At 65.6% G+C, this 26,304-nt stretch carries 22 protein-coding genes; 7 read left to right on the plus strand and 15 right to left on the minus strand.

Translation table 11 applies throughout. The annotated features are described in order from the left end of the window. Window positions 1–178: 178 nt before the first annotated feature. Both LGR44_RS19695 and mdoH read left to right on the plus strand, forming a co-directional pair. Window positions 179–1,750: a glucan biosynthesis protein gene (locus LGR44_RS19695; RefSeq protein ID WP_226742421.1), complete on the plus strand. Its 1,572-nt coding sequence runs from the start codon at window positions 179–181 to the stop codon at window positions 1,748–1,750. Then, a complete protein-coding gene (gene mdoH, locus LGR44_RS19700; protein ID WP_226742422.1) occupies window positions 1,726–3,918 on the plus strand; it encodes a glucans biosynthesis glucosyltransferase MdoH in 2,193 nt (730 codons plus the stop codon). The genes LGR44_RS19695 and mdoH overlap by 25 nt, the downstream gene beginning before the upstream one ends. A 5-nt stretch (window positions 3,919–3,923) precedes the next feature. On the opposite strand, the gene gcvA is transcribed toward mdoH, so the two are convergent. Further along, window positions 3,924–4,853, minus strand: coding sequence for a transcriptional regulator GcvA (gene gcvA / locus LGR44_RS19705; protein ID WP_226742423.1), 930 nt, complete (start codon window positions 4,851–4,853; stop codon window positions 3,924–3,926). Between the two features lie 131 nt (window positions 4,854–4,984). Between gcvA and LGR44_RS19710 the strand changes: the two genes are divergently transcribed. Then, window positions 4,985–5,191, plus strand: a complete 207-nt coding sequence (locus LGR44_RS19710; protein ID WP_226742424.1) for a hypothetical protein — start codon at window positions 4,985–4,987, stop codon at window positions 5,189–5,191. Between the two features lie 6 nt (window positions 5,192–5,197). Here the strand turns inward: LGR44_RS19710 and LGR44_RS19715 are convergent, their stop codons facing one another. The 12 genes from LGR44_RS19715 to LGR44_RS19770 form a co-directional block, all read right to left on the minus strand. Further along, window positions 5,198–6,841, minus strand: coding sequence for a Na/Pi cotransporter family protein (locus LGR44_RS19715; protein WP_226742425.1), 1,644 nt, complete (start codon window positions 6,839–6,841; stop codon window positions 5,198–5,200). A gap of 172 nt (window positions 6,842–7,013) precedes the next feature. Continuing rightward, entirely contained in the window at window positions 7,014–7,649 is a 636-nt protein-coding gene (locus LGR44_RS19720; protein ID WP_226742426.1) for a MarC family protein, read from the minus strand. Window positions 7,650–7,765: 116 nt separating this feature from the next. Beyond that, window positions 7,766–9,370 (minus strand): GMC family oxidoreductase, encoded by a 1,605-nt coding sequence (locus LGR44_RS19725; protein ID WP_226742427.1) that lies wholly within the window; start codon window positions 9,368–9,370, stop codon window positions 7,766–7,768. A gap of 4 nt (window positions 9,371–9,374) precedes the next feature. After that, entirely contained in the window at window positions 9,375–10,808 is a 1,434-nt protein-coding gene (locus LGR44_RS19730; protein WP_226742428.1) for an FAD-binding oxidoreductase, read from the minus strand. Then, a complete protein-coding gene (locus LGR44_RS19735; RefSeq protein ID WP_226742429.1) occupies window positions 10,805–13,012 on the minus strand; it encodes an alpha-ketoacid dehydrogenase subunit alpha/beta in 2,208 nt (735 codons plus the stop codon). The genes LGR44_RS19730 and LGR44_RS19735 overlap by 4 nt, the downstream gene beginning before the upstream one ends. Window positions 13,013–13,022: 10 nt before the next feature. Next, window positions 13,023–13,781, minus strand: coding sequence for an SDR family NAD(P)-dependent oxidoreductase (locus LGR44_RS19740; RefSeq protein WP_226742430.1), 759 nt, complete (start codon window positions 13,779–13,781; stop codon window positions 13,023–13,025). After that, on the minus strand, window positions 13,778–14,575 hold the full coding sequence (locus tag LGR44_RS19745; protein ID WP_226742431.1) for a shikimate dehydrogenase family protein: 798 nt from the start codon (window positions 14,573–14,575) through the stop codon (window positions 13,778–13,780). The genes LGR44_RS19740 and LGR44_RS19745 overlap by 4 nt, the downstream gene beginning before the upstream one ends. 4 nt (window positions 14,576–14,579) lie before the next feature. Further along, window positions 14,580–16,013: an aldehyde dehydrogenase family protein gene (locus LGR44_RS19750; RefSeq protein WP_226742432.1), complete on the minus strand. Its 1,434-nt coding sequence runs from the start codon at window positions 16,011–16,013 to the stop codon at window positions 14,580–14,582. A gap of 15 nt (window positions 16,014–16,028) precedes the next feature. Then, window positions 16,029–16,733 carry an ABC transporter ATP-binding protein gene (locus LGR44_RS19755; RefSeq protein ID WP_226742433.1) on the minus strand — a complete coding sequence of 235 codons (705 nt, stop codon included), beginning with the start codon at window positions 16,731–16,733 and terminating at the stop codon, window positions 16,029–16,031. Beyond that, a complete protein-coding gene (locus tag LGR44_RS19760) occupies window positions 16,717–18,552 on the minus strand; it encodes a branched-chain amino acid ABC transporter ATP-binding protein/permease (protein WP_226742434.1) in 1,836 nt (611 codons plus the stop codon). The genes LGR44_RS19755 and LGR44_RS19760 overlap by 17 nt, the downstream gene beginning before the upstream one ends. 4 nt (window positions 18,553–18,556) lie before the next feature. After that, window positions 18,557–19,429 (minus strand): branched-chain amino acid ABC transporter permease, encoded by an 873-nt coding sequence (locus LGR44_RS19765; RefSeq protein WP_226742435.1) that lies wholly within the window; start codon window positions 19,427–19,429, stop codon window positions 18,557–18,559. Between the two features lie 97 nt (window positions 19,430–19,526). Then, window positions 19,527–20,741: an ABC transporter substrate-binding protein gene (locus LGR44_RS19770; RefSeq protein ID WP_226742436.1), complete on the minus strand. Its 1,215-nt coding sequence runs from the start codon at window positions 20,739–20,741 to the stop codon at window positions 19,527–19,529. A 208-nt stretch (window positions 20,742–20,949) separates the two neighbouring features. Between LGR44_RS19770 and LGR44_RS19775 the strand changes: the two genes are divergently transcribed. From LGR44_RS19775 to LGR44_RS19790, 4 genes are all read left to right on the plus strand, one after another. Next, window positions 20,950–21,951, plus strand: coding sequence for an NAD(P)H-quinone oxidoreductase (locus LGR44_RS19775; RefSeq protein ID WP_226742437.1), 1,002 nt, complete (start codon window positions 20,950–20,952; stop codon window positions 21,949–21,951). Next, entirely contained in the window at window positions 21,948–22,718 is a 771-nt protein-coding gene (locus LGR44_RS19780) for an SDR family oxidoreductase (RefSeq protein WP_226742438.1), read from the plus strand. The genes LGR44_RS19775 and LGR44_RS19780 overlap by 4 nt, the downstream gene beginning before the upstream one ends. Before the next feature lie 26 nt (window positions 22,719–22,744). Further along, complete coding sequence (locus LGR44_RS19785; protein WP_226742439.1) at window positions 22,745–23,485, plus strand: SDR family NAD(P)-dependent oxidoreductase; 741 nt, start codon at window positions 22,745–22,747, stop codon at window positions 23,483–23,485. Between the two features lie 76 nt (window positions 23,486–23,561). Further along, window positions 23,562–24,239, plus strand: coding sequence for a FadR/GntR family transcriptional regulator (locus LGR44_RS19790; RefSeq protein WP_226742440.1), 678 nt, complete (start codon window positions 23,562–23,564; stop codon window positions 24,237–24,239). Window positions 24,240–24,266: 27 nt separating this feature from the next. Here the strand turns inward: LGR44_RS19790 and LGR44_RS19795 are convergent, their stop codons facing one another. After that, window positions 24,267–25,415: an MFS transporter gene (locus LGR44_RS19795; RefSeq protein ID WP_226742441.1), complete on the minus strand. Its 1,149-nt coding sequence runs from the start codon at window positions 25,413–25,415 to the stop codon at window positions 24,267–24,269. Next, complete coding sequence (locus LGR44_RS19800) at window positions 25,412–26,287, minus strand: NAD(P)-dependent oxidoreductase (protein ID WP_226742442.1); 876 nt, start codon at window positions 26,285–26,287, stop codon at window positions 25,412–25,414. Before LGR44_RS19800 ends, LGR44_RS19795 begins: the two co-directional genes overlap by 4 nt. Between the last annotated feature and the right edge of the window lie 17 nt (window positions 26,288–26,304).

Genomic DNA, 26,304 nt, shown 5'->3' on the forward strand with positions numbered 1-26,304 from the left:
TATCGGTCCGGTGGCGGTTTCGAGAGCAGCTAGCTCAGAGTGGGTAATTCGGCAATCGTTCATCTGGGCAGGGGCAGATTGCGCCCTCTGCTCGTTTACTTCGCGCTCATGATTGCAGATATGTATACGGGTTCCTATTGTTTGGCTTTATCAGCCTCGTTCACACAAGAGTTTCGCTGTGCCGGTTCTGCTGGGGGCATCCTCCCCGTCCCATCCCCGCCGGCGCGACATGCTGGCCTATATCGGCGTGTCGGTCGCCGCCCTTGGCTTTTCGCCTAACCTGCGCGCGCAGACGCCGCAGGCTACGATCTTTGCAAGAATGGGGGACAATCAGCGCTTCGATCCTGCGGCGGTCGTCGATCTGGCGCGGCAGCTGGCGAAAAAGCCATTCGTGCAGCCGCCGAACGACCTGCCGGATTTCTTCTCGAACCTGACCTATGAACAGTATATCGCGATCAAGTCGCGGCAGCCGCCGATCTGGGGCAACGAGGCGCGGGGAATCGCCGTCGAGCCGCTGCATCGGGGATTCGTCTTCACCAACGCGGTCGACCTCTACCTCGTCGAGGACGGGGCGGTCCGCAGGGTCGGCTACGATCCGTCGCAGTTCGATTACGGCCAGCCCAACCCGCCGAACAATCTCGGGGATATCGGCTTCTCTGGCTTCCGGCTCGTCGCCACCTCGGGTGACGGAACGCCCTTCGACTTCGCTCTGGTTCAAGGCGCAACCTTCTTCCGCGCCCGCGCCAGGGGGCAGAACTTCGGAGCCATTGCGCGGGCGCTGACCCTGAAGCCTGCCGATCCGAAGGGAGAGGAATTTCCGATCTTCCGGGCCTTCTGGCTCGAGAGGCCAGCAGTCGGAAGCAACAGCATCACGGCTCATGCCGTCGTCGATTCAGAATCGACCACCGGTGCCGTCCGAATGACGTTCCGGCCCGGCGACATGACGATCGTGGACGTGGAGACGACCCTCTTTCCCCGTGTCAATCTCGAGCATGTGGGCCTCGGCGGGATCGGATCGACGTATTTCTACGGGCCGAACGACCGCCGCAGCGCCGACGACATCCGGGTGGCTGCCTACGAATCCGCCGGTCTTCAGATGCATAACGGCCAAGGCGAGTGGCTCTGGCGCCCCCTTCACAATCCCGAGACGCTCCAGATTTCCGCTTTCGTCGACAACTCGCCCCGGGGCTTCGGGCTCCTGCAGCGGGATCGCAGCTACGAGGCCTTCCAGGACGACAACCAGCGCTTCGAACTCCGGCCGAGTCTCTGGATCGAGCCGCTCGGCGACTGGGGACAGGGGAGCGTCCAACTGCTCGAGATCCCGACGGATGCGGAAATCAACGACAACATTCTGACCTATTGGCGCCCTAAAGTTCCCATGGCTGCGGGCTCGGAGGTCTCCTTCGCCTACCGCCAGTACTGGTGTTGGACCCCTCCGGAGCGTCCTCCCCTTGCCACGGTCACGTCGACCAGGGTCGGGCGGGGCTCTGCGGGGCGCCGGCAGCGGTTCGCCGTGGACTTCTCTACCGAAACCCTGGGTGAAAACCTGCCTGCAGACCTTAGATCCGTCCTGACAGTCAGTCCCGGGACGTTCCAGGATCTCAAAAACTGGGTCTATCCGGAGCGGAACACGGTACGCGTCGCATTCGAGCTTGACCCCGGGAACGAAAACGCGTGTGAGATGCGCCTCATCCTTGAAGCAGGCGGGAAACCGATTAGCGAGACATGGCTTTATCGTTGGACACCATAGGTCCCGATTCGAATGCGGCGGGCCGTGAAGGGCCCGCCCCTGTGATGCCGCCTGAAAAGCACCTGGAGATGCCGACGCAGCACCTTCGGCGGTGGTCGGCGGCTCAGGAGCGGCGTCCTCTCCACCGTCATCCCATGATGGGAACATGGCTGGCGCGGCTCTTCGTGTTCGGCGGCGGCCTGCTGCTGACCGCCTACGGCACCTACGAGATGTACCAGGTGGTGTCGGTCAGCCGGACCACGATTCTCCAGTGGGCCCTGGTCGCGCTCTTCACCGTCAATTTCTCCTGGATCGCGATCGCATTCACGAGCTCGCTCCTGGGCTTCTTCGCGCTCTTGAAGAAGCCGCGCCAGGGGCCGGCCCTGCCCTCGGCGCTCGCCCACCGCACCGCCATCGTCATGCCCGTGTACAACGAGCAGACATCCCGGACCTATGCGGCCCTCGAAGCCATCTACGAGGAGGTCGAGCGCACGGGGCTCGGCTCCCATTTCGACTATTTCATCCTTTCCGACACCACGCAGCCGGATGCGTGGGTCGCGGAGGAGCGGGCCTTCCTCGCCCTGCGCAAGCGCCTCGGAGAGGGCGGTGCCCGCTTCTTCTACCGGCACCGGCCCAAGAACTATCACCGCAAGGCGGGCAACATCGCCGACTTCGTCTCGCGCTGGGGCGGGCACTACGAGCACATGCTCGTGCTCGATGCGGACAGCCTGATGACAGGCGAGTGCATCGTGCGGCTCGCGGCGGCGATGGAAGCCGACCCCGACGCCGGCATCATTCAGTCGCTGCCCCTGATCATCAACCGGAACACCCTCTTCGCCCGTCTGCAGCAATTCGCTGCGCGGGTCACAGGCCCGGTCATCGCCATGGGACTGTCGGTCTGGATGGGGCGCGACGGCAATTACTGGGGCCACAACGCGATCATCCGCACCAAGGCCTTTGCCGCCCATGGCGGCCTGCCGGACCTGCGCGGCAAACCTCCGCTCGGAGGGCACATCCTGAGCCATGACTTCGTCGAGGCGGCCCTGTTGCGGCGCGCCGGCTGGGACATCTACATGCTGCCGGATCTCGGCGGCTCCTACGAGGAGAGCCCACCCTCCCTGATCGACCTGTCGGCCCGCGACCGGCGCTGGTGCCAGGGCAACCTTCAGCACATGCGGGTGATCACCGCAAAAGGGCTCAAGCTTGCGACGCGCCAGCACTTCGCCACCGGCATCATGTCCTATCTGGCCTCGCCGTTCTGGCTGTTCCAGCTCATCGTCGGTATCGCGCTGGTCCTCCAGACCACCTACATCCGCCCGGAATATTTCGCCCGGGATTTCAGGCTCTATCCCATCTGGCCGCGATTCGACCCCGAGCGCGCCTTGGCCCTCTTTGCGCTCACCATGGGAATCCTGCTGGCACCGAAGCTCTTCGGGCTGCTGCTGATGCTCCTGAGGGGCAAGGACCGCCGGGAATCCGGAGGCGGCTTCCGGCTGATCGTCTCTTCCGTCATCGAGATCGTTCTCTCGGCCCTCCTGGCGCCGATCATGATGCTGATCCAGTCCGGTTCGGTCTTCCAGATCCTCCTCGGGCGCGACACCGGCTGGCAGCCCCAGCGGCGCGACGACGGCTCGATCCCCATGCGGGACATCGTGCGCCGCCACCGGGCGCACACGGTTCTGGGGGCCCTTGCGGGCATCTCGGCCTTCATGATCGCCACCTCCCTGTTCCTCTGGATGTCACCGACGATCCTCGGCCTTCTTCTGGCGATCCCCCTCTCTTGGCTCAGCGGCCAGCTCGGAGCAGGTCTTGCCCTGAAGCGCATGGGGCTGCTCCTGACGCCGGAGGAGCACCGGCCGCCTGCCATCGCTGTGCGGGCCAACGAATTGCAGGCTCGCAACGCCACCCTCGGATTCGACGACGAGGACGCTCTTCGCGCAATCTACGCCGACCCGAATCTGAGGGATCGGCACGTGGAGATGCTTCCGCCGGTCGCGCCCCGAAAGAGGGGTGAGATCGAGGCGGACAGGGCTCTCGCAGAGGCCAAGCTGGCCGATGCCGAAACCATCGACGACGCCCTTCATTGGCTGAAGCAGAAGGAGCGGATGGTCGTGCTCCACGACCGCGCGCTCCTGGACATGCTCGTGCGCCTGAAGGACAAGGCGCCGGAAGCCCAGGCCGCCGAATAGGGGCGTCAGGAACCGGCGCTCCCCTGCCCGGCCATCTGTGCCCCCGCCTTCTCCATGTCTCCGGCGATCTCGCTGAGCACCCAGTCGCGGAAGGCCAGGATCTTGGCCGACCGCCTGCGCGCCTTCGGGTAGACCAGCCAGTAGCTCCGGTCGGCCTGGACCAGGAGGTCGAACGGCTGGACCAGCCGGCCGGCGGCAAGATCGTTGGGGAAGAAGTAGGGATTGATCATCGCGACCCCCTGCCCCGCCATGGCCGCCATGCCCTCGAATTGCTGTGCGCCGAGGGAGTTGTCGGGGCGGTTGGACAGATCCACGTCAGGCAGACCTGCGGCGGTGAACCAGTCCTTCCACCACGGATCGCTGGGCGTGAGGATGGGGAGCTTCAGCAGATCCGCCGGTTCCCGCAGTTCGACCTGGCGCAGGAGGTCCGGACTGCAGACAGGAGTGAACTGGTTCGGGAAAAGAAGATGCGCCTCGAGCCCGGGCCAATCTCCGGTCCCGCTGCGGATGCCGATGTCGAAATCGTTCTGCGCGAAGTCCACGATCTGCGACGAGGCGGAGATCTGAACCGCGATGTTGGGGTGAAGCTGCTGAAAGCGCCCCAGCCTCGTCACGAGCCAGTTGGACGCGAATGTCGTGAGGGTCGTGATCGAAAGCACCGTCTGGACGGCGTTCTCGACCCCGGCGAAAGCCACCCTCAGCGCTTCGAAAGCCTCCGTCACTGCCGGCGCGAGCTGGCGGCCCCTGGCGGTCAGCTCGACATGGCGCGGCAGGCGCACGAACAGGGGCGCGCCGATCCGGTCCTCCAGCATTCTGATCTGATAGCTCACGGCGGCCTGAGTCATGCCGAGCTCCTGAGCGGCACGGGTAAAGCTCTGGTGGCGGGCTGCCGCTTCGAAGGCGCGAATCGCGCTCATGGGAGGAAGTTTAGACATGGCTGATCCATAAGGCTGCCTTATGGCAGCCCTCCCGCTTTCGCTTTGTCAAGTCGCGTCTGGAGGCGCACCTTGAGGCTGCATCGTCGAGGCCGACGCGCCCCGACAAAGGTGAAAATCGGTAGGCTGTCATGAAACACGAAGATGTCCGCCGCCTTCGCGGTGTGGATAGCGTTTGGCTGCGCCTGAAGCTCTGGCTCCGCCCAGCTCCCCGCAAGGACAAGCCCATGATCACGGATCTGAGCCACCTGAACGAGCATGACCGACGGGACATCGGTCTGCCGGAGGAGGTTCGTTACGTGGACTGGCAGTCCCTCAGGGCGAATGGCTGGCGCTGATCCGCGTCAGGAGGTCAGGCGGCTGGGTTTCAGCTCGCCGCTCTGTTCCAGAAGCGAGTGGCCTGTCGCCGCAATGTGGGCCTCGATCCGCTTCAGGTCGCGGATGATATCGAGCTGCAAGGCGCTCGTGTCGCCCGTCGACTTGCCGGAGCGGAGCTGCTCGAGGTTTCGCTGGGTGATCGTCCGCTCGATCTCGCGGAAGCGCTCCTTCTCCGCCACCAACCTGCGAGCGGAGCCGAGATCTTGGAACATCAGGACCGATGCCGCCAGCTGGAGGTGCTCCAGGAGCTTGGCATGCATGCTGTCGATGTCGGCAAGGCTGTCCTTCGGGAGCCGCAGATGGTTCCTGATGCGCTTGGCGGCCAGTTCCATCAGGTTCTTGTCGATGATGTCGCCGACGTGCTCCAGATTGATGGCGAAGGCGAGAATGTCGGAAAGACGCCTCGCCTCGGCTGCGCTAAGGGCCTCGTGGTTGATGGAGCTCAGATAGCGCCGGATCGCCGTGTAGAGTCGATCCACCACGTCGTCGGTCTGGCTAATCGCGCTCACGCGGCTGATATCGTCCTGATGGAAGAGATCCTGGGAGCCGCGCAGCATGGTCTCGACCGTGTCCGCCATGCGCAGCACCTCGCGCGCCGCGTTGGAGAGCGCGACCGACGGCGTATCCAGCGCATCCACGTCGAGATATTGCGGCACGCCCGGGTCCGAGGCCCGAATCCGCTCCGGGAACATCCTGAGCAGCAGGCGGGCAATCCAAGGCAGGGGCAGAATGAAGATCGCAGCCACCGCGAGGTTGAAGATCGTATGGAAGTTGGCCGACATCCTGGCCGGGTTGGGGTCCAGCATGGTCAGATTCGGCAGCAACAGGCCGATCAGCGGCAGAGCGAGGGCGCACCCGATCACCCGCATCGCCAGGTTCCCGAACGGCACGCGCAGCTTCACCGGGTCGCCTCCGGTGCCCTCGAGCAGCGGGTTCAGCGAGCTGCCGAGATTGGCGCCGAGAACCATCGCGAGGGCCGAATGGGGATCGATGACCCCGGCGCTGGCGAGGGACATGATGAACAGAAGCGCTGCGACGCTGGAATGGGCCGCCCAGGCCAGAATGGCCGCCAACAGGACCAGAATGAGCGGGTCCGGCGCGATCGCGGCCAGAAGGCTCTTGAGCACGTCCGACGATTCGATCGGGTGGATCGTCTCCGACAGGAGATGCAGCGACAGGAGCATCAGGCCGAGGCCGATGGTCACCCGCCCCAAGTCCTTGGTCCTGCTGGACGTTCCGCGCCGGTAGGCCATGTAGCCGCCGAAGATCAGGAACGGAAAGATCAGCGTGATGTCGAAGGACAGAACCTGGACGATCAGCGTGGTGCCGACATTCGCCCCGAGCATCACGGCCAGGGCGGGAATGACGTCGACCGCGCCGCCTGCCGTGAAGGAGGCCACCATCAGGGCTGTGGCTGTGCTGCTCTGAAGGACCGTGGTCACGCCGACGCCGGCCAGGAACGCCCGAAGGCGGGTTCTCAGGCCGACCCCGAGGATCCAGCGCAGATCGCTGCCGAAGGCCCGTTGAACCCCGCTATTGACCATGTTGATGCCCCACAGCAGCAGGGCGATCTCACCGAGGAGATGGATCAAGACGGAGGTGGCGGACATTCATTCCTCTGGATCGTGCGAAAGGCTCAATCGCTCTGCTTAGTCCTCCATCGGCGATCCTGCAATCAGGTTGCCGGCTAATTATGCGACCACGGAGAGAAATCCTCTACCCATTACGGGAGCGGCAGCCCTTTCCGAGCCTCGCTCCCGGGGTTTTCCTGCCCGAGCTGCCTTAGAGGGCTGGCAGGTGGAGCCACTCCACCAGGGCATTGACGATCAGATTCACCGAGAGGGCGGCCAGGATGACCCCCATGACCCGCCGCAGGATGTTGGTACCGCCCTTGCCGATGATGTTGCTGATGAAGTCCCCCAGCGTGAAAATCACGAGCATCGCGCTCAAAACGACGGCCAGAACGCCGAAGGTTTCGACCTGTTCGGTCAGGGTGAAGCGGTTGTTGTCGGTCAGGATGATGATGGCCAGCATGGCGCCCGGCCCGGCGATAATGGGTGTCGCCAGGGGGTAGACGGCCACGCTCAAGGTGTTCCCGGCGGGCTCGTCGACGGATTTCGCGGCCGAATGCCCCTCCCCCAACACCATCGAGATGGCGAAGAGCAGAAGGATGATGCCTCCAGCGATCTGGAAGGAAATGAGGGAGATCCCCATGGCGTGGAGCAGGAACTGCCCCGCGATTCCGAAGAAGAGGAGAATGCAGAATGCGAAAAAGACCGCCAGCATGGCGGCACGCCGCCGTTCCTTGCGATCGAGTTCCGAGGTCGCTCCGAGAAAGAGCGGCAGATGGCCCAACGGATCCAGCATGGCCCAGAGCGTGAAGAACTGGTTCAGCACCAGATTTTGATCATCCAGCATGTCGCGACTTCCCCGGTGTCTGCGCACCGTTTAAGTCCGGAAGCTTGCGTGACGGTGGGCTGCGGGGCTTATCGCACGTCCCATCGCCGAGCGGAATGTCGGGAAACCGGCGCCGATCAGGCGGCCACCCGGGCATCGGCCTTGATGAGGTCCGCCCCCTTCTCGGCGATCATCAGCACGGCCGCCATGGTGTTGGCCGAAACCATCGTGGGCATGATGGACGCGTCGACGACCCTCAGTCCGTCGAGTCCGCGGACCCTCAGCCTCTCGTCGACCACCGCCATGGGACCCCTGCCCATGCTGCAGGTCCCGATGGCGTGATAGATGGTCTGACCGTTGCGCCTTGCGAAGTCCAGCCACTCCTCGTCGGTGTTGACCTCGACGCCCGGGCTCATCTCATAGGCGCGGTACGGGTCCATGGCCGGCTGCTCGATGATGTGACGGGCGATCCGCATACCCTCGATGAGCGCTTCCTGATCCGTCCGGACCGCCAGGAAGTTCGGCCGGATCGCCGGAGGCGTGAGCGGGTCGGGATTCTTGATGTGGATCGTGCCCCGCGACTCGGGGCGCAGCTGCGTCACGCCTATGGTCATGCCGGGCAGGCGATCCAGCTTTCGCTCGCCCGCATTGGCGTAGCTCGCATGAACGAAGAAGTACTGGACGTCCGGCGTTTCGAGTTCCGGCCTGGTCTTGACGAAACCGTGGGCGAGACCTGTGCCGAGGGTGAGAATGCCCTTGCGGGTCAGGTAGTACTGGGCGACGGCCATGCCGAGACGCCACCCACGCGTTTTCTCGTTGAGCGTGATCGGCTTCTTGACCCGCCAGTTCATCCGGGTGGCGAAATGGTCGATGTAGTTGTTGCCGACGCCGGGCAGTGCGTGCCGGACGGGAATCCCGGCCGCTGCAAGCACCTCCGGCTGGCCGACACCCGACAATTCCAACAGGTGCGGCGTCTGGACGGCTCCTGCCGTAAGGATCACTTCGGCGCGCGCCCTGACGGTCCGCTCCTCGTTCCCGATCTTGTAGGTCACGCCAACGGCCCGGCGGCCCTCGAAATCGATCCGGGTCACGTGGGCGTTGGTCTGCACCGTCAAGTTCGGACGGGACATGGCCGGGCGCAGATAGGCATCCGCCGCGCTCCAGCGCCGGCCCTTCCGCTGGTTGACCTGATAATAGCCGAAGCCCTCCTGGCTGGCGCCGTTATAATCCGGGTTGGCAGGGAGTCCTGCCTGTTGCGCCGCCGCGATGAAGGCTTCGGAAAGCTCGGGACGCTCGGACACGCGCACGACGTTGACGGGACCGCCCTGCCCCCGCAGGTCGCTCGCTCCGTCCTCGAAGTTCTCCAGCTTCTTGAAGTAGGGCAGCACGTCCTCGAAGCTCCAGCCGGTGGCGCCGAGCTGTGCCCAGGTGTCGTAGTCCTGGGGCTGGCCGCGCACGAAGATCATGCCGTTGATCAGGGTCGACCCGCCGAGCCCCTTGCCGCGAGGCACGACGATCGTCCGGTTATGGACGTTCTCCTCGGGCTCGGTCTGGAAACGCCAATTGTATTTGGCGTTGGTGAGGAGCTTGCTGAAGCCTGCGGGAATGGGAATCCAGAAGCCGCTATCGGGCCCTCCGGCCTCGAGCACGAGCACCCTGGTCTGCGGGGATGCGCTCAACCGGTTTGCCAGCACGCAACCCGCCGTGCCGCCACCCACAATGACATAATCAAAGGAATCCATGACGTTACTCGTTATGGTCGGGCGCCGAGGACCGCCCGAAGGAACCGGTTGAAGACGCAAGCACCTTGCCGGGATTGAGCAGCCCCTCGGGATCGAGGGTCCGCTTGAGGCGTGCCGCCAAATCCATTTCCGCCGTGGAGCGGTACCGGGCGAGTTCGCCGACGCGGTACTGGCCGATGCCATGCTCGGCCGAAATGCTGCCGCCGAACCGCGCCACCACATCGTGCACGATCCTGTTCACCGACGTCGCGTCGTGCTCAGTCCCTACCAGCACGTTGTAGTGGATGTTGCCGTCGCCCAAGTGCCCGAAGGCATTCACCCGGGTGCCGGGTGCGCCTGCGGCGAGCGCCGTTCCGGCCTCGTCGAGGAACTGCGGAACCGCGGATAAGGGGACCGACACGTCGTGCTTGACGCTCTTGCCCTCCCGCGCCTCCGACTCGGTCACGTGCTCGCGCAGGGCCCAGAGCTGCGCGGCCTGGCTGCCGGACTCCGCCACCACGCCATCGAGCGCCAGTTCGTTTTCCAGCGCCGTTCCCAGCACGGTCTCCGCGGCCTCGCGCATGCCCGACAGGCTGGAGGCGGCCTCGATCAGCACGAACCACTCGCCCTCGCCGATGGGCGGCTTCAGCCCCGCGTGCTTCTCCACGAGCTGGAGGGAGGTCCGCGAGATCAGCTCGAAAGCCGAGATCGTGTCGCCGAGTTCGTTCTGCGACAGCTCCAGGAGCTGCAGCGCCGCATTCGGATCCGGCACGGACATGAGAGCCGTGACCGAGTGCTGCGGCTTGGGCAGCAGCCGCAGGACCGCCGCCGTCACGATTCCGAGGGTGCCCTCGCTGCCGATGAAGAGCTGCTTCCAGTCATAGCCGGCATTGTCCTTGCGAAGACGTCGCAATCCGTTCACCACCGTGCCGTCGGGCAGAACCACCTCGAGGCCGAGCACGAGGCTGCGGGTCATGCCGTAGCGCAGAACGTTGACGCCGCCCGCATTGGCCGCGACGACACCGCCGATGGTGGCGGAGCCTTCCGCCGCCAGGCTGATCGGCAGGACGCGATTTTCCCTCAGGGCCGCATCCTGTGCGACCTTCAGGATGCACCCGGCCTCCGCCTCGATGGTCATCCCGACCGGGTCGACCTCGCGGATCGCCGCCATGCGCGTCAGGGAGAGAACGACCTGCCTGCCGGATGCGTCCGGAACAGCGCCACCCGCCAGCCCCGTGTTTCCCCCCTGGGGAACGATGGGGATTCCAGCTTCGTGGCAGGCCCGGACGATCGCCGCGACCTGTTCGGTCGTTGCGGGACGCGCGACACAGGCCGGGACGCCCGGAAAGAGTCGGCGCCAGTCGATGGCGAAGGGCTCGAGATCGGGCCCCTCGGTGATGAGGCCTGCAGGGCCGAGGATGCCCTGCAGACGTTCGAGAACAGGGGCAGGAACACTCATCGGAAAGCCTCGTCCAAAACCGCACGGTCCAGGGGCATGCCCTTCGCGGCCATGGCGGATGCGAGGCCCCGGGCCACCTCCTGATGCCCCGCGAAGGCGGCGCGCTCCAACACCTTGGAAATGGTGGGCGAAGCCTCCCGGCCGTGGACGCGCTGCACCGGTTGATCGAGCCAGTCGAGATAGCGGCGCTGGATTTCGTCCGCAAGCATCGTGCCGTAGGAGGTGCCGAGGGAGCCCTGCTCGACGATGACCACGTTGTTGGTCCGGCGAATGCTCTCGCCGATGGTGTCCCAGTCGAGGGAGGCGCGGTCGAGGCTGCGAAGGTCGATCACCTCCGCATCGAGACCGAGCTTCTCCACCGTTTCGAGGGTTTTGGCGACCATCGCGGAATAGGTCAGTACCGTGAGGTGCCGGCCGGGCCGAACGACCCGCGCCCGCCCCAGGGGTATCACATAATCGAGATCGTCCGCCGGTACGCTGCCCATGCTCTGGTAGAGATCGACATGCTCGATCACCAGAATCGGATCCCGGCACCGGAGGGCCGCATTCATCAGGCCCACGTAGTCAAAGGGCGTGGACGGGGCAATGATGCGCCAGCCCGGCGAGGTGGCGAAAACACCCGCGGGGTCGAGGGAGTGCTGCGAGCCGTAGCCGGTTCCCATGGCGATCTTGGTGCGGAGCACGAGAGGCACGTCGGTATCGCCGCCGAACATGTGACGGGCCTTGCCGATCTGGTTGAAGACCTGGTCGGCGGCAACCCACATGAAGTCGGGATACATGAACTCGATGATGGGCCGATAACGGCCATCCATCGCCAGCCCGCCCGCTAAGCCCGTAAAGGCGGCTTCGCTGATCGGGGTTCCGAGCACGCGTCCCGGGAAGGCCGCGGCCAACCCGCGCGTGGCGCCGTTGGTGCCGCCTTTCAGACGGTGGATGTCCTCGCCCATGAGGATCAGCGACGAATCCGTCTCGAAGCGCCGGTGCAGGACATCCGCGATGACATCGACGAACTTGCGCTCCTGGGTCGTCCCGCCATGGCTGTCCGCCTCCACGACCCTCGCATCCTGCAAGTCGGGGAGGTCGCCGCGAATGCCGACATCGACGAAGGCCGTGTCCGGCCACAGCTCCGGCCTGACGCGGCGGGAATTGCGGTGGGGCTCCACGAGCTTCTCGGCGATGCCGGACATGAGCGCCTTGGACCGGTCCCGAAGATCGGCCACGTCAGCCTCCTCCAGGAGACCGCGCGCCACCATTTCGGTCGCCGCGCGGGTGAGCGGATCGCGGGCGCGCCAGGCCGCCTCCTCGTCCTTGCTGCGATAGCCGAACGCGGAACCCGGCAGCGGTCCGTTCTGGTGGAAGAAGCGATAGACCTCGACCTCGATGAGCGCAGGCCCCTTCCCCTCGCGTAGAAGCTGGAGGGCCTCCGTGGTGGCGAGGTGAACCGCCAGCGGGTCCATCCCGTCGACCCGCCAGGACGGGATCCCGAATCCGCAGCCGCGTCCGGACAGACGGGCCTCGCGCGTGACCTCCTCGACCCTTGTCGCGACAGCGTAGAAATTGTTCTCGATGAAGAACAGCATCGGCAGGGACCATGCCGCTGCGAGGTTCATGGTCTCCAGGGCCGTGCCGATGTTCACGGCGCCGTCCCCGAAATAGGTGACCGCCACATCTCCCGTTCCGGCAAGCTTGTGGGCCATGGCGGCCCCGGCCGCGAGAGGCACGCCGCCACCCACGATGGCGTTGGTGCCGAGGGCCCCCGCTTCCGCCCAGCGCAGATGCATGGAGCCGCCGCGGCCATGCCCGAAGCCGGGCTCCAGCCCCAGGATTTCCGCAAGCGTCCGGTGGAGGACCGGCTCGACCTCCGAAGGAAAGGCGGTCTTCGGGTCGAGGCCCCGGGCTGCATAGGACAGAGCCTTGGCGAGGAACTGGTGGTGCCCACGATGGGAGCCATTGATCTGATCGCTGTCGCGCAACCCGACGATGGAGCCGACTGCGCCGCCTTCCTGACCGATGGAGGAGTGCGCCGGGCCATGCACCAGGCCTTCGCCGGCGAGATCGAGCACCGTTTCCTCGAAGGCGCGGATGAGATGCATCTGCGTCAGCATTTCGCCGAGGAGCGCCGGATCGGCGCTGCGCCAGTCCTTGCGGGTGGTCTTCAGCTCGATCCAGGGAGCTGCGGCGGTAAGCTTGATCCGCTCCGGCATTGCGATCCTCCTAGATGTATCCGTAGGCGGTCCAGCCGCCGTCGACGCCCAGCACCTGCCCGGTCACGGCGCCGCAGGCGTCGGAAGCGAGGAAGGTCGCCATATCTGCCACCTCGCGGCTTTCGATCAGGCGTCCGATGGGCGTGCGCTCCTGGAGCTTCTCCAAATCGAGGCGGCCACGGGCGATGAGGTCGTCCAGGAAAGGTGTGCGCACGTAGCCGGGTGCAATCGCGTTCACGCGGATTCCGTGGCGGGCCCATTCGACGGCCAAAGCCTTCGCCATCATGACGACGCCGCTCTTCGAAACGCAGTACCCGAGCCGTTCGGGCGCGGCGACGACACCGTACATGGACGCCATGAGCAGGATGCGCCCCTGTCCGCGCGGGATCATTCGCCGCCCGGCCTCCTGAGCGGTGAGGAAGACGCCGTCGAGATTGATGCTCATCACCCGGCGCCATGCGGCGAGGTCCAGATCCAGCGTCGGGCTGTTCTGGGACACGCCGGCATTCGCCACCGCCACATCCACGGCGCCGAACCGCTCCTCGGCGGCATCGAAAGCCCCCTTGAGATCCGACGGTTCGGTCACGTCGCCTTGAACGACCAGGACATCGTCGAAATCGCGCAGAGCCTCGCCGGCTGCGGGGTCACGGTCGAAAACAACGATCCTGGCGCCCTGGGCCCTGAACGCGCGCGTGATTTCGAGGCCGATGCCGGAGGCGCCGCCCGTAATCAGCGCACAACGTCCCTGGAGGCTGCCCGCGCCGTTCACGGGCGCATCTCCGTGAAGTCCGCCATGAGTTCGAGCTGGCAGGCCAGCATGGGCCCGCCCGGATGCGTCCGGCATCCACGCTCCTTCGCCGCGGCGAGCAGCGCCGTCGTCTCCGGCTGCATGATGATCTCGGCGACGATCTGATCCGGCGTGAGGCGGTCGGCATCGAGCGGCAGCGGATCGTTCTCGCGCAGGCCGAGCGACGTCGCATTGACGACGATCTCGTGTCCGGACGGGTCGGGAGACCCGATCTCCACCGCAAAGCCGGGATAGGCCTCTGCGAGCCGCTGCGCGAGATCCTCGCACTTGCTCCGGGTGCGGTTGGCGACCGTCAGGCGGGACACGCCTGCTTCCGCAAGAGCGAAGGCAATCGCATTGGCCGCGCCGCCCGCACCGGCGAGATAGGCGCTGCGGCCTTTCGGCTCGATTCCCGCCTGGCGCAGGCCCGCAACGAAACCGGCGCCGTCGAGCATCTCCCCGACCAGCCTGCCGTCCGCCTCGCGGCGAACCGTGTTGACCGCGCCGATGGCCCGTGCCGCTGGGCTGACCTCGTCGCAGAGCGCCACCATGGCCGTCTTGTGCGGCACGGTGACGATGAGGCCGCCGAGGTTGCGCATGGTCCTGAGGCCGGAAACGAGGCCTGAAAGATCGTCCGCCCCGACATGGATGGGGATGAGCACACCATCGACACCCCGCTTGCGCATGAGGGCGTTCAGAGCCTGGGGCGTCTTCACGTGGTGGATCGGGTCCGCCAGGATCGCCCAGACCCTGGTGTGTCCGGTAATTTCCGTCATCGCATCACCCCAGCGTGTAGGCGACTTTCACCGCCGTGTAGAACTCGCGGGCATAGGCGCCCTGCTCACGCGGGCCGTAGGACGAGCCTTTCCGCCCGCCGAACGGGGTGTGATAGTCGACGCCCGCCGTCGGCAGGTTGACCATGACCATCCCGGCGCTCGACCGCTTCTTGAAGTCGCTCGCATATTTGAGGGATGTGGTGCAGATACCAGAGGACAGACCGAATTCCGTGTCGTTGGCGACCGACACGGCCTCCTCGTAGTCGCGCACCCGGATCACGGTGGCGACCGGCCCGAAGATTTCCTCGCGGTTGACCCGCATCTCGTTGGTGGTCTCCGTGAGGAGAGCCGGAGCCATGTAATATCCCGGGGTGCCGCGCTCGAGCACTTCGCCGCCGGCTTCCACTTTGGCTCCGTCGTCCTGGCCCACCTTCACATAGCCGAGATTCTGCTCCAGCTGGTTACGGCTCACGACCGGCCCGATATCCGTGCCCGCCTTGAGGGCATCGTCCACCTTCAGTCCCGCCATGCGCTCCCGAAGCGCCGCCACGAAACGGTCGTGGATGCCCTCCTGCACGATGAGACGCGAGGAAGCCGTGCAACGCTGCCCGGTGGAGAAGAAGGCGCCGTTGGCGGCGCATTCCACCGCCACCTTGAGGTCGGCGTCGTCGAGAACGATCAGGGGGTTCTTGCCGCCCATCTCCAGCTGGATCTTGGCCCCGCGCGCCACGAGGTCTCCGGCCAGCCGGCGACCGACCGGCACCGAGCCGGTGAAGCTCACCGCCCGAACCTTCGGGGATTTCACGATGGCGTTGCCGACCTGGGATCCCGGCCCCATCACAAGGTTGAACACCCCCGCCGGAAGGCCCGCCCGGGAGATGATCTCGGCCAAGGCCCAGCCGGAGCCAGGCACGAGATCCGCCGGCTTGAACACCACCGTGTTGCCGTAGGCCAGCGCCGGGGCAATCTTCCAGGCCGGAATCGCAATGGGAAAGTTCCAGGGCGTGATCAGACCCACGACGCCTTCCGGCTCGCGAACGATCTCCACGTCCACCCCTGCCCTCACCGAAGGCAGACGGTCGCCAGTCAGGCGCAGGGCCTCCCCGGCAAAGAACTTGAAGACGCGGCCGGCGCGGACGACCTCGCCGATCCCCTCGGGAAGCGTCTTGCCCTCCTCGCGGGACAGGAGAGCGCCGAGTTCGTCCTTCCGGGCGAGAAGCTCGGTGCCGATCCTATCCAGCGCGTCGGAGCGCACCTCGGGGCTCGACATGGCCCAAGCGGGAAAGGCCGCGTGGGCGGCCTCGATGGCCTGCTCGGTCTGCGCGGCATCCGCCGACGCGTATTCCCCGACGACGTCGTCGAGATTGGAGGGATTGATGTTGACGTTGACGGAGGCGCCTTCGAGCCATTCTCCGCCGATGTAGTTCCGATGCAGCATGTCCGCTTTGGTCCGTTAGATTCCGAGATACGCAGTCTTGATGTGAGGATCGGCCAGGAGACCGGCCCCGGTGTTCTGCATGGCGATGCGGCCGTTCTCAATGACGTAGGCACGGTCTGCGATCTTGAGGGCGTGAAACGCCTTCTGCTCCACGAGAAGGACCGTAGTGCCCATGGAGCAGATGCGCTCCACGATTCCGAACATCTGCTGCACGATCAGGGGAGCCAGCCCAAGCGACGGCTCGTCGAGCATCAGGAGCTTCGGGGAGGCCATCAGGCCGCGAGCGATGGCGACCATCTGCTGCTCGCCGCCGGAGAGAGAGCCCGCCAGCTGATCGAGGCGCTCCCTCACCCTCGGGAAGATGTCGAGAACCTCCTCGAACCGCCGGGACGCGCCCTCGCGGACGTTGGGGTGGTAGCAGCCCATCATGACGTTATCGCGGACGGTCATGACCGGAAAGAGCTGGCGCGCCTCGGGAACCATCACGAGACCGCGCCCGACGATGTCGGCAGGCTCCTGCCCGTCGATCCTTTCTCCGTCGAAGACGATCTCGCCGCGGGTGGGTTTCACGAGACCGGAAATCGTCCGCAGCAGCGTCGTCTTGCCGGCGCCGTTGGAGCCGATGATCGTGACCACCTCGCCCCGACCGACCTCGATGGAGAGATCCTGGAGAATGACGGTCCGACCATAGCCCGCCGTGACGTTAGATACCTTGAGCATGGACGAAATCCTCTCCGAGATAGGCCTCGATCACGCGCCGGTCCTTCACGACCTCCTGTGGGTCGCCCTGGGCGATCACGCGCCCGGAATCCACCACGACGATCCGATCGGACAGGCTCATGATCGCCTGCATGTTGTGCTCGATGGCGATGACCGTGACGCCGCTGTCGCGAATGGTCCGGATCAGCTGGACCATGCGCTGCGTGTCGGACTGGCTCTGGCCCGCCATGACCTCGTCCAGGAGCAGGATCGAGGGCTCCGTTGCGAGGGTGCGGGCGACTTCCAGGCGCTTCAGGCCGCCGATCGGCAGATTGCGCGCCTCCACGTCCTTGATGTCCTCGAGACCGACCAGGCGTGCGACCCGCAGGGCGGCGGCGCGGGCGTCGTCCACCTTCGCATGGCGCATGAACGCCCCCACCATGATGTTCTCGAGCACGGTCAGCTTCCCGAAGGGCTGCACGATCTGGAACGTGCGGCCCACGCCCAGGCGAGCGAACTCGTCGGCGGAAACCGGCGTCCTCGTGGCTCCATCGGGTCCGACGACCGAGATGCTACCGGAGGTCGGCTTCAGGAAGCCCGAGATCTGATTGAAGATCGTCGTCTTGCCTGCGCCATTGGGGCCGATGATGCCGAGAATCTCGCCGCGGTGGAGGGTGATGGAGACGTTGTCCGTCGCCGTCAGGCCGCCGAACTTCATGACGAGGTTCTCCGCCGTCAGGATCGGCTCTCCCGGCGTGCCGGTGATCGGGCGCGCTTCGGGGGCTTCGTACTCCTCCCGGCGCGTGCCGCCGCCCGGCAGACGGTCGATCCAGCGCACGACCCATGGTCCGAACGTTCCGGCGAGACCGCCGGGCAGCGTGAGCGTGATGAGGACGAGGACCGTTCCGTAGACGAAGCCGTGCAGGCCGTTGGCCGAAGCCCCCAGCCAGCCGCGGGCAAGCTCCGCGAGCGGCACCACCAGCACCGTCCCGAGGAGCGGTCCCGCCACCGTGCCGAGGCCCCCGATCAGCGAGAACATGGCGATCTCGATCGATGTGGCGAGAGAGAACATCGTCGCCGGCTCGAGGAAGGTGATGTACATGGCGTGGAAGGAGCCGACCAGGGAGGTCAGACCCGCGGAGATCATCACGGCCTTCAACTTGACCCGCGTATTGGAAACGCCCGCCGCGAGGGCCGCGTCCTCGCGCTCGCGCACGGCGGTCAGATAGAAGCCGAGCTTGGAATTGCGGATCGCCCACGACACGGCCATCGCGAAGAGGAGCAGTCCGAACGCGATGTAGAGATAGTTGATCTTCTCCCGGAAGATCATCCACTGCCATCCGAGCTTGAGGGGAACGATCAAGCCGGCTGCGCCGCCCGTGACCCCATGGAAGTGGATCGCGAGCAGACGCACCACTTCCAGGAACGCGATGGTGGCGAGGGAGAAGAACGGTCCGCGCAGGCGGAAACATGGGTATCCGATCCCGATGCCGACCAGCACCGAGAGCGCCGCGCCGGCCCACATACCGATCCAGGGAGACAGACTGAAGTGCTGGATCAACAGCGCCGTCGTATAGCCGCCGATACCGTAGAACACCATGTGGCCGAGCGAGAGCTGCCCGGCATAGCCGCCCACGATGTTCCAGGCCGTGGACAGGGCCGCGAAGACGCAGATCGTGACGAAGACGTGCACGATGAACGGGGAGTCGATGGCGACCGGAATGATGAGGAGCAGCGAGAGTGCCAGGAGCGAGCAGTAGACTCGCGGATCCGTCAGGCGGCTCAGCAGGCCCGACTTTCGACGGGCTGCGGCCGGGGTCGCAAGAGCTTTGGCGGTCATGGGTTCACTCCGTCCCGCGGCCGAGCCCGAACAGGCCCGTCGGCTTGAAGATCAGGATGAGGATGAAGATCGCGAAATAGACCACTTCCTTGAGGTCCGGCGCGATGTAGTAGCCGGAAAGACTGTCCACGATGCCGATGATCATCGCACCGGCGAACGCGCCGTACATGCTCCGCATGCCTCCAAGCACCACGACCACGAAGGCAGTGAGAACGAAGTACGTGCCGATGGTCGGGGTCACCGGGTAGAGCGGCATCAGAAGGGCACTGGCCAGGCCCACGCAGGCGGCGCCGAGGCCGAAGGAGAAGATGTAGATGCGATTGACCCTGACGCCCATGAGGAGCGCCGCGTTCCGGTTCTGCGCCGTGGCGCGGATGGCGCGGCCGAGCGGGGTCGTCTGCATGAAGAAGTGAAGCCCGGCGACCAGTGCGAGGGCGCAGAAGAACATCACCAGCTGGCCGATCAGGAGCGTATAGCCGCCGAAGGCGATGGACTGACGCACGCTCGGGGTGTTCACCGAGTAGAGGTCGGCGCCGAAGATCAGCAGGGCGAGGTTCACGAGAGCGGTCGACAGACCGACCATCGCGAAGATCTGGATATGCTCGTCGGCTCCCAGGAGCGGCTGGATGATGAACCGCTGCACCAGGGCACCCATGGCAAAGAGCAGGATGACGATGGGAACCGCGGACACATAGGGGTGAAACCCGAGATTCGCGGCGAGAAGATACACGGCATACATGCCGACCATCAGGAATTCGCCATGCGCGAAGTTGACGACGCGGACGATACCGAAAATGAGCGTCAACCCGACGCTGATGATGGCATACATGCTGCCGAGCAGAATGCCGTTGAGGATAAGCTGTACGAAGACGTCCATCGTCAGGCCTCCGGGACGCTGGCGTGAAACACTTTTTGTGATTGAGAGCGGCCTCCGCGGCGATGCGCGGCGGAGGCCGGCAGAGGTCAGGACGGGATCAGTTCGCGCCCACGCCCGTCTTCAGCTTGGCCACGGCCGCCTTCTCCGGGAACACCGTCACAAGCTCGCCCCCCTGCCACTGCATCAGGAACGGGCTCACCCGCGTGTTCTGGCCCTGCTCGTTGAACTTGGCGCCCCAGCCGGTCGGCGTTGTCCCTTCCGGCACGTCCACCTTCATCACCGCCTCGCGGATCGCATCCGCCGACAGGTCCTTGGCCGAAGCCATGGCGTCCAGGAACACGTTCGCGCCCATGTAGTTCGCCAGGCTGTGGCCGGAGCGCGGCGGCGTGCCGTACTTGGCCTGGTACTTCTTCTCGAACGCGTCGATCCCCGGGGCCGCCGCCGGATTGGTGCGGTACTGGGTGAAGTCCACGTTCAGCGCCCCTTCCATGTTCTCGGGGCCCACCGCCTGGACCGTGTCGCGGAGGGAATAACCGCCACCGGCACCGATAACCGCCTTGGGCTTGAAGCCCTGGTCCTTCATCTGGCGGAAGAACAGCACCGTGTCGTTCTGGTACGAGGTCTGCAGCACCACGTCGACACCGGCCGACTTCAGCCGCAGGATCACCGGCGTCAAGTCCACCGACTTGGCCGAGTACGGCAGCGTCTCGACCAGGTTGAGCCCCTTCTCCTGTGCCCGCTTCTGCTGGAACCCGGCCACGGTCTGGCCGTAGAGCGAGTCCTCATGGATGATGCCGACCTTCAGGCTCTTCGGGTCCACCCCCAGCGCCGGCGCCACCGCGTCCGAGATCGCATCGACCATGCGGTTGGCGAAGTCCTTGGAGGTGGGGTTGGTGCGGAAGGTGTACTGGAAGCCGCGTTCGGTGATCGGGTCCGAGATCGCGCCGAGCTCGAAATACGGCACCCCCGCCAGCTCCGCCACCTGCGTCGCCGCAATGGCCAAAGAGGACGAATAGGTGCCGAAAATGGCGTTGACTTTGTCGACCGAGGTGAGGCGTCGCGCCTCGCCCACGGCCTGGTTCGGATCGACCGCGTCGCCGCGGATCATCTGGATCGGCTTGCCGTTGAGGCCGCCCTTGGCGTTGCGCTCCTCGACCGCGAGCTCGAGGCCGCGGAAGCTCTCGTCGCCGAGCAGCGCCAGGCCGCCGGAGAAGGGATAGAGCGCACCGATCTTGACGGTTTCCTGCGCGAGGGCCGGCGCGGCGGACAGCGCCAGGGTGGTGGCGAGCGCCACCTTTGCAAAGAGTTTCATCGGTTTCCTCCCTGAAGCCTCTGTCGGGCAGGGCTTCTGTCGAACGGGCGCGGCACGGCGCACCGGCCGGCACGTTCCCGGCACCCGCGATACTGCAGATAACCAAGTTGCCTGACAAGTGGAAAATTGCTACCCGTTTGAAAGTAGGAAGATGGTCGGGCACAACCGACCGCCGCGAAGGCAACTGGTGCAGGAGGAACGACTCACGATGGCAATTCCCGAGACAATGCGGCAGGTCCGCTTCGAAGGGGCTGGCGGCCCTGAGGTCATCCGGCTGGAGAATGCCCCGGTTCCCCGTCCCGGCAAGGGCCAGGTCCTGATCGAAGTGGCTGCAGCCGGGGTGAACCGGCCCGATTGTCTCCAGCGGGCGGGCGGCTACCCTCCCCCGCCTGGCGCAACCGACATTCCCGGCCTCGAAGTCTCGGGTCGAATCGTCGCCCTCGGCGACGGCGTCGAGAGGCTGCAGGTCGGCGAGGAGGTCTGCGCGCTCGTCGCCAGCGGCGGCTATGCGGAGTACTGCGTCGCTGACGAACCGCTCTGTCTCCCGATTCCCGGTCCCCTCTCCTTGCTCGAAGCGGGCGGAATCCCGGAGACGTATTTCACGGTTTACGACAACGTGTTCACCCGTGGCCGGCTCAAGGCGGGCGAGACGCTCCTGGTCCATGGCGGGTCCAGCGGAATCGGCTCGACGGCCATCCAGCTCGCCAAGCAGGCCGGAGCGACCGTCTATGCCACGGCAGGCTCGCAGGAAAAGTGCGATTTCTGCCGGTCGCTCGGTGCGGATGCGGCCATCAACTACCGCAATCAGGATTTCGTCGAGGAGGTTCGCAATCTCACCGACAAGCGGGGCGTGGACGTGGTTCTCGACATGGTCGGCGCCCCTTACATCGCCCGTAATTTCTCTATTCTGGCTCTCGAAGGCAGGTTGGTTCAGATCGCCTTCCTGCAGTCGAGCAAGGCCGAGATCGACTTCACACCCGTCATGATCCGCCGCCTCACCATTACCGGCTCGACCCTGCGTCCGCGTTCGGTCGAGTTGAAGGCCGCGATTGCCGAGGCGCTGCGCCGGAACGTCTGGCCACTCCTTGAAAAGGGAGCTGTCAGGCCGGTCCTGCATGCTACCTTCCCCCTCGAGGAGGCGCGCGCCGCGCACGAGTTGATGGAATCGAGCGCCCATCAGGGTAAGATCATGCTGGAGATCCGCCGATGAGTTCCCATGCTGGCCGCGTCGCTCTGGTGACCGGAGCCGGACGCGGCATCGGGCGGGCCATGGCGGACGCCCATTCTGCCGCCGGGGCCAAGGTGGCCTATCTCGACCACGATCCCGCTCTCGCGGAAGAGGCGGCGGCGGCCGCCAAGCAGCGCGGCTGCGAGGCCATGGCGCTGTCGGCCGACGTGGCGGACGATCAGGCGGTGGCAGAGGCGTGCCGCCGGGTTTCCGAGACCCTCGGCCCCATCGAGATCCTCGTCAACAATGCCGGCATCTCACCCAAGTCGGGGGGCGACGGAAAACGCTCCCCGGTCTGGGACATGCAGCCCGACGAGTGGCGCCGGGTCATCGACGTCAATCTGACCGGCGGCTTCAACTGCGTGCGGGCTGTGGTGCCCGGGATGCGGGAACTCGGTCGTGGACGCATCGTCAACATCTCGTCGGTTGCAGGCCGGACCTATTGCGACATCGTCGGGGTTCACTATGCCGCGTCCAAGGCAGCCCTGATCGGCTTCACCAAGCATCTGGCCGGAGAACTCGGTCCCGACGGGATCACCATCAACGCCATCGCTCCAGGCCGGATCGACACGCCGCTGATGCGCGGCTCCGCTCCGGAGGCCAATGAGGCGGCGCGTCTTGCGACCCCTCTGCGGCGGCTCGGAAGCCCGGAGGACGTGGCAAGCATGTGCCTCTTCCTGACGTCGGACGGCGCCGCCTTCGTGACGGGCCAGGTCTGCGACGTGGCAGGCGGCTGGCTGTTGACGTGACAAGCGGATTGGACCGAAGCGGAACGATGTTCGACTTCTCGCAAAAGACCCTGTTCCTCACCGGAGCCAATGGCAGCATCAGCCGTGCCATTGCGAGGATCTTTTTCGGCCTGGGCGCCAATTGCGTCCTGACCGATCTGGACGAGGCCGGAATCCAGACCTTCGCGAACGAGCTCGACCCTTCGGGCGAGCGCGCCCTCGGTCTGCGGCAGGATGCAGCCAGCTCGGCAGATGCTGAAAACGCCGTGGCTCTCGCCAGGGACCGTTTCGGCAAGGTCGACTTCGTCGTGACCGGAGCAGGCCTCTACCGCGATCAGATGATCGCGGACATGACGGACGAGCAGTGGCGCCAGTCGATCGACATCAATCTGAGCGGCGTCTTCTATACGTGTCGCGCCGCCATCCCGGTTCTCGCGGACGGCGGAGCCATCGTGAACATTGCCTCCATGGCCGGCCACAGGGGCAGCTACAAGCACGCGCATTACGCGGCAGCGAAGGGCGGAGTGCTCACCTTCTCCCGGTCGCTCGCCCTCGAGCTCGCCCCTCGCATCCGGGTCAATGCGGTCTCGCCCGGTCTCATCGAAGGTCCGATGGTGCAGCCGCTGCTCGACGCGCGCGGGCCCGAGCTGATGGCACAGACGCCGCTCAAGCGCCTCGGCACCCCGGAGGAGGTGGCGCGCCTCGTCACGTTCCTCTGCTCCGACTGGGCCAGCTTCATCACGGGTGAAACGGTGCACGTCAATGGCGGCCTCTACATAGCCAGCTGACGCCGCCAGGACAGCCAACCAAGGACAATCTCCCATGGCACAACATTCACGCGACATCCTTGGCCGAGCCCCCTCCTTGGCAGATACCCTTGCCCTGCGCCTGAGGGACGAGATCGTATCGGGGCGATTGCGTCCCGGCGAACGGCTCGCCACCGAGCAGCAGATTTCCGAGACCTACGGCGTCAGCCGCCCGACCGTCCGTGAGGCGATCGGGCGCCTCAAGCATGACGGGCTCGTCGTGACGCGCCAGGGGGCGGGAGCCTTCGTGGCCGATCCGGGGGCGGTTTCCGTGTTCCGGCTCGACGTTGCGGATTTCACCGACAAGGAGGAGATCCGGAACATCGTCGAACTCCTGATGGCCATCGAAGCCAGCGCCACGGAGCACGCCGCCGCCCGCAGATCCGACAAGGATCTGCGCAACATCCAGGCGCAGCTCGACGCAATGCAGGCCGCAATCGACCGGGGAGAGCCGGGGGTCGAGGAAGATCTCGCCTTCCACCGGTCGATCATCGAGGCCACCGGAAATCCCTTCTTCCGCGATCTGTCCGATTTTCTCGACCGCCGCGTCCGCACCTTCATTCGCACCGCGCGTGCCAACACAGCCCGGCTCGAAGGGCTGACCCAAGCCGTGCAGGCCGAGCATCAGGCGATCTCCGACGCCATTGCGCGTCAGGATGCATCTGGCGCCCGGCTGGCCGCCGAGACACACCTGAAGAACGCGGCGGGCCGGCTTGCGCTTTATCTGAAGCCCTAGGGGGTTCGCCGCCTCCCGGCAGGCCACTCATTCCTTGGAGAGGATCCAGGGGGCGAGAACGCCGACGCCGGTGACCAGAGCGCCCATGAGCGTCAGGACGACGGGAATCGGGAGAACCGAAAGAGCCCCGCCGACCACGAGAGGCCCGATTCCCTGGGCCGCGAATATGCAGAAGGCGAACAGGGAGATCGCCGAGCCGCTCGCTCCCGGCGCCAGCTCGGCCGCATGGGTCTGGAACTTGTTGTGGAGCATGAAATAGGCGAACCCCAGCAGCGTGAACGACGCGATGTTCCAGGTCCAGGGTAGCGGAAACGCGAAGGCGATGAGCGCCGCACCGCTGCCGAGTCCCCCGGCCCAGCTCATCCACCGAGGCCCGAGCAGGCCGATGACCCTCCGCACCGTGAGCGCATAGAGCACTCCGCCCAACCCGAACCCTCCCAGCACAAGTCCTGCCTCATAGGTGCCCGTGCCGAAGCGTTCGAGGAGGATGGCGGCAACGAACGGGAAGAGCCCGTAAGCCGCGACGGCGCCGAGGATCACCAGGCAGAACAGGAAGACGGCTCTCCGGCTCGAAAGGATCTTTCCGTGCTGACGGAAGATGGAGCCTCGCGAGAGGCCCTCCCCGACCCGCGGGCTCTGCGGGAGGACCAGGAAGGCGACCGTGATTGCCGCCGCCATGAGCGCGCTCGTCAGCAGAAACACGGCTCGCCAGCCGAAGAGTTCCGACACCACGCCGGATACGGCAGCCCCGAGCATCTGACCGAGAATCGAAGCAACGAGGAAGCGGCCGAGCGCCACCTGGCGTTCCGCGACGCTGACGCTGTCGCTCAGGGCGGCGATGGCGACGGGAATGATGCCGCCCGCGGCAAGACCCGAGATGCCTCGCACGACGGCAAGGAACGGGAATGCCGGAGCCAGGGCGCAGGCGAGAAAGAGAACCGATACGATCGCTCCGCACAGGACGATCAGCCGTGTCTTGCCGATGGCATCGGCGAGAGGGCCGAGGATCGGCTGGCCGAGAGCGTAGGAGAAGGCAAAGGCCGTCACGAGCAGGGAGGTCGCACCGAGGGAGACCGCGAACTCTGCGGACAGGAGCGGGACCATCGGGTCCACGATCCTGATGCCGAAGCCGCTGGCGAAGGCACATGCTCCCAGAACCGGCGCGAGCCCTTTCATCGTGCGTGACGCCTGCGCACTTCCTGGATGACGGCGGAATTGTCCCAATCCCCCTCCCCGTTCTCGATGCAGCCCTCCAGAAGGCCCATGAGAATCTCGGCCATGGGTAGACGCTGGCCCACGCGCCCGGCTTCGGAGAGGATCAGGCCGAAATCCTTGCGGCTCTGGACGATCCGCCCCTGCGGCGCGAAATCGCCCTCGATCATCTTCGCGCCCTTGACGTCCATGATCTGGGAGTAGGCGGCGGATTGCTTCGCAATGGCGAGGAAGGCGGCGGGATCGAGTCCGATCCGCTCCGCGAAGACCAGCGACTCCGCGAGCGCGGCCCGATTCAGCCCCAGGGCGAGGTTGATCGCGAGCTTGGCCCGGCTCGCATCGCCCGCAGGCCCGACATAGACGTGGCGGGGATAGATCGCCTCGATGACGTCCGCGCATCTTGCAGCCTCGTCCCGGTCTCCGGCGACCAATCCGAGGCCCTCGCCCTTGGCAACCTGTCCGCTGCTTCCCGACACGGGAGTGTCGAGAAAAACCATTCCCCGCGAGGCGCAGCGGGAGGCGAGCGAAGCAATCCGTTCAGGGTCGCAGGTTGCGGTGCAAAGGACGGTCGGCGGCCGTTCTGCTCCGGCGAGACCATTCTCGCCCTCCACGACCTGCTCGACCTGATCGACCGTCAGTACGGCGATGAGCACGACATCGCATGAGTGCCCCACATCGGCGACGGATGCCGCGGTGCGTCCGCCCTTCTTTTCCAATTCATCGCATTTCGACCGGTCGAGATCGAAACCCAGAACGTCGAGACCTGCACCGATCAGGCGCTGGGCAAGAGCGCTGCCCATGAGGCCGAGACCGATCAGGCCAACCTTTCGCGCCATCGCACACCCCTTCCGTC

Source organism: Microvirga lenta, assembly GCF_020532555.1.
In the GTDB taxonomy this organism is placed as follows: domain Bacteria; phylum Pseudomonadota; class Alphaproteobacteria; order Rhizobiales; family Beijerinckiaceae; genus Microvirga; species Microvirga lenta.

What these genes read in the sequence shown, in the direction of transcription:
- LGR44_RS19720 (WP_226742426.1), bottom strand. Translation starts at nt 7,649, where the DNA reads ATGCTGGATGATCAAAATCTGGTGCTGAACCAGTTCTTCACGCTCTGG.
- LGR44_RS19715 (WP_226742425.1), bottom strand. Translation starts at nt 6,841, where the DNA reads ATGTCCGCCACCTCCGTCTTGATCCATCTCCTCGGTGAGATCGCCCTG.
- LGR44_RS19780 (WP_226742438.1), top strand. Translation starts at nt 21,948, where the DNA reads ATGAGTTCCCATGCTGGCCGCGTCGCTCTGGTGACCGGAGCCGGACGC.
- LGR44_RS19710 (WP_226742424.1), top strand. Translation starts at nt 4,985, where the DNA reads ATGAAACACGAAGATGTCCGCCGCCTTCGCGGTGTGGATAGCGTTTGG.
- gcvA (WP_226742423.1), bottom strand. Translation starts at nt 4,853, where the DNA reads ATGTCTAAACTTCCTCCCATGAGCGCGATTCGCGCCTTCGAAGCGGCA.
- LGR44_RS19735 (WP_226742429.1), bottom strand. Translation starts at nt 13,012, where the DNA reads ATGCCGGAGCGGATCAAGCTTACCGCCGCAGCTCCCTGGATCGAGCTG.
- LGR44_RS19785 (WP_226742439.1), top strand. Translation starts at nt 22,745, where the DNA reads ATGTTCGACTTCTCGCAAAAGACCCTGTTCCTCACCGGAGCCAATGGC.
- LGR44_RS19725 (WP_226742427.1), bottom strand. Translation starts at nt 9,370, where the DNA reads ATGGATTCCTTTGATTATGTCATTGTGGGTGGCGGCACGGCGGGTTGC.
- LGR44_RS19775 (WP_226742437.1), top strand. Translation starts at nt 20,950, where the DNA reads ATGGCAATTCCCGAGACAATGCGGCAGGTCCGCTTCGAAGGGGCTGGC.
- LGR44_RS19795 (WP_226742441.1), bottom strand. Translation starts at nt 25,415, where the DNA reads ATGAAAGGGCTCGCGCCGGTTCTGGGAGCATGTGCCTTCGCCAGCGGC.
- LGR44_RS19730 (WP_226742428.1), bottom strand. Translation starts at nt 10,808, where the DNA reads ATGAGTGTTCCTGCCCCTGTTCTCGAACGTCTGCAGGGCATCCTCGGC.
- LGR44_RS19745 (WP_226742431.1), bottom strand. Translation starts at nt 14,575, where the DNA reads ATGACGGAAATTACCGGACACACCAGGGTCTGGGCGATCCTGGCGGAC.
- LGR44_RS19770 (WP_226742436.1), bottom strand. Translation starts at nt 20,741, where the DNA reads ATGAAACTCTTTGCAAAGGTGGCGCTCGCCACCACCCTGGCGCTGTCC.
- LGR44_RS19800 (WP_226742442.1), bottom strand. Translation starts at nt 26,287, where the DNA reads ATGGCGCGAAAGGTTGGCCTGATCGGTCTCGGCCTCATGGGCAGCGCT.
- mdoH (WP_226742422.1), top strand. Translation starts at nt 1,726, where the DNA reads ATGGCTTTATCGTTGGACACCATAGGTCCCGATTCGAATGCGGCGGGC.
- LGR44_RS19760 (WP_226742434.1), bottom strand. Translation starts at nt 18,552, where the DNA reads ATGACCGCCAAAGCTCTTGCGACCCCGGCCGCAGCCCGTCGAAAGTCG.
- LGR44_RS19755 (WP_226742433.1), bottom strand. Translation starts at nt 16,733, where the DNA reads ATGCTCAAGGTATCTAACGTCACGGCGGGCTATGGTCGGACCGTCATT.
- LGR44_RS19765 (WP_226742435.1), bottom strand. Translation starts at nt 19,429, where the DNA reads ATGGACGTCTTCGTACAGCTTATCCTCAACGGCATTCTGCTCGGCAGC.
- LGR44_RS19750 (WP_226742432.1), bottom strand. Translation starts at nt 16,013, where the DNA reads ATGCTGCATCGGAACTACATCGGCGGAGAATGGCTCGAAGGCGCCTCC.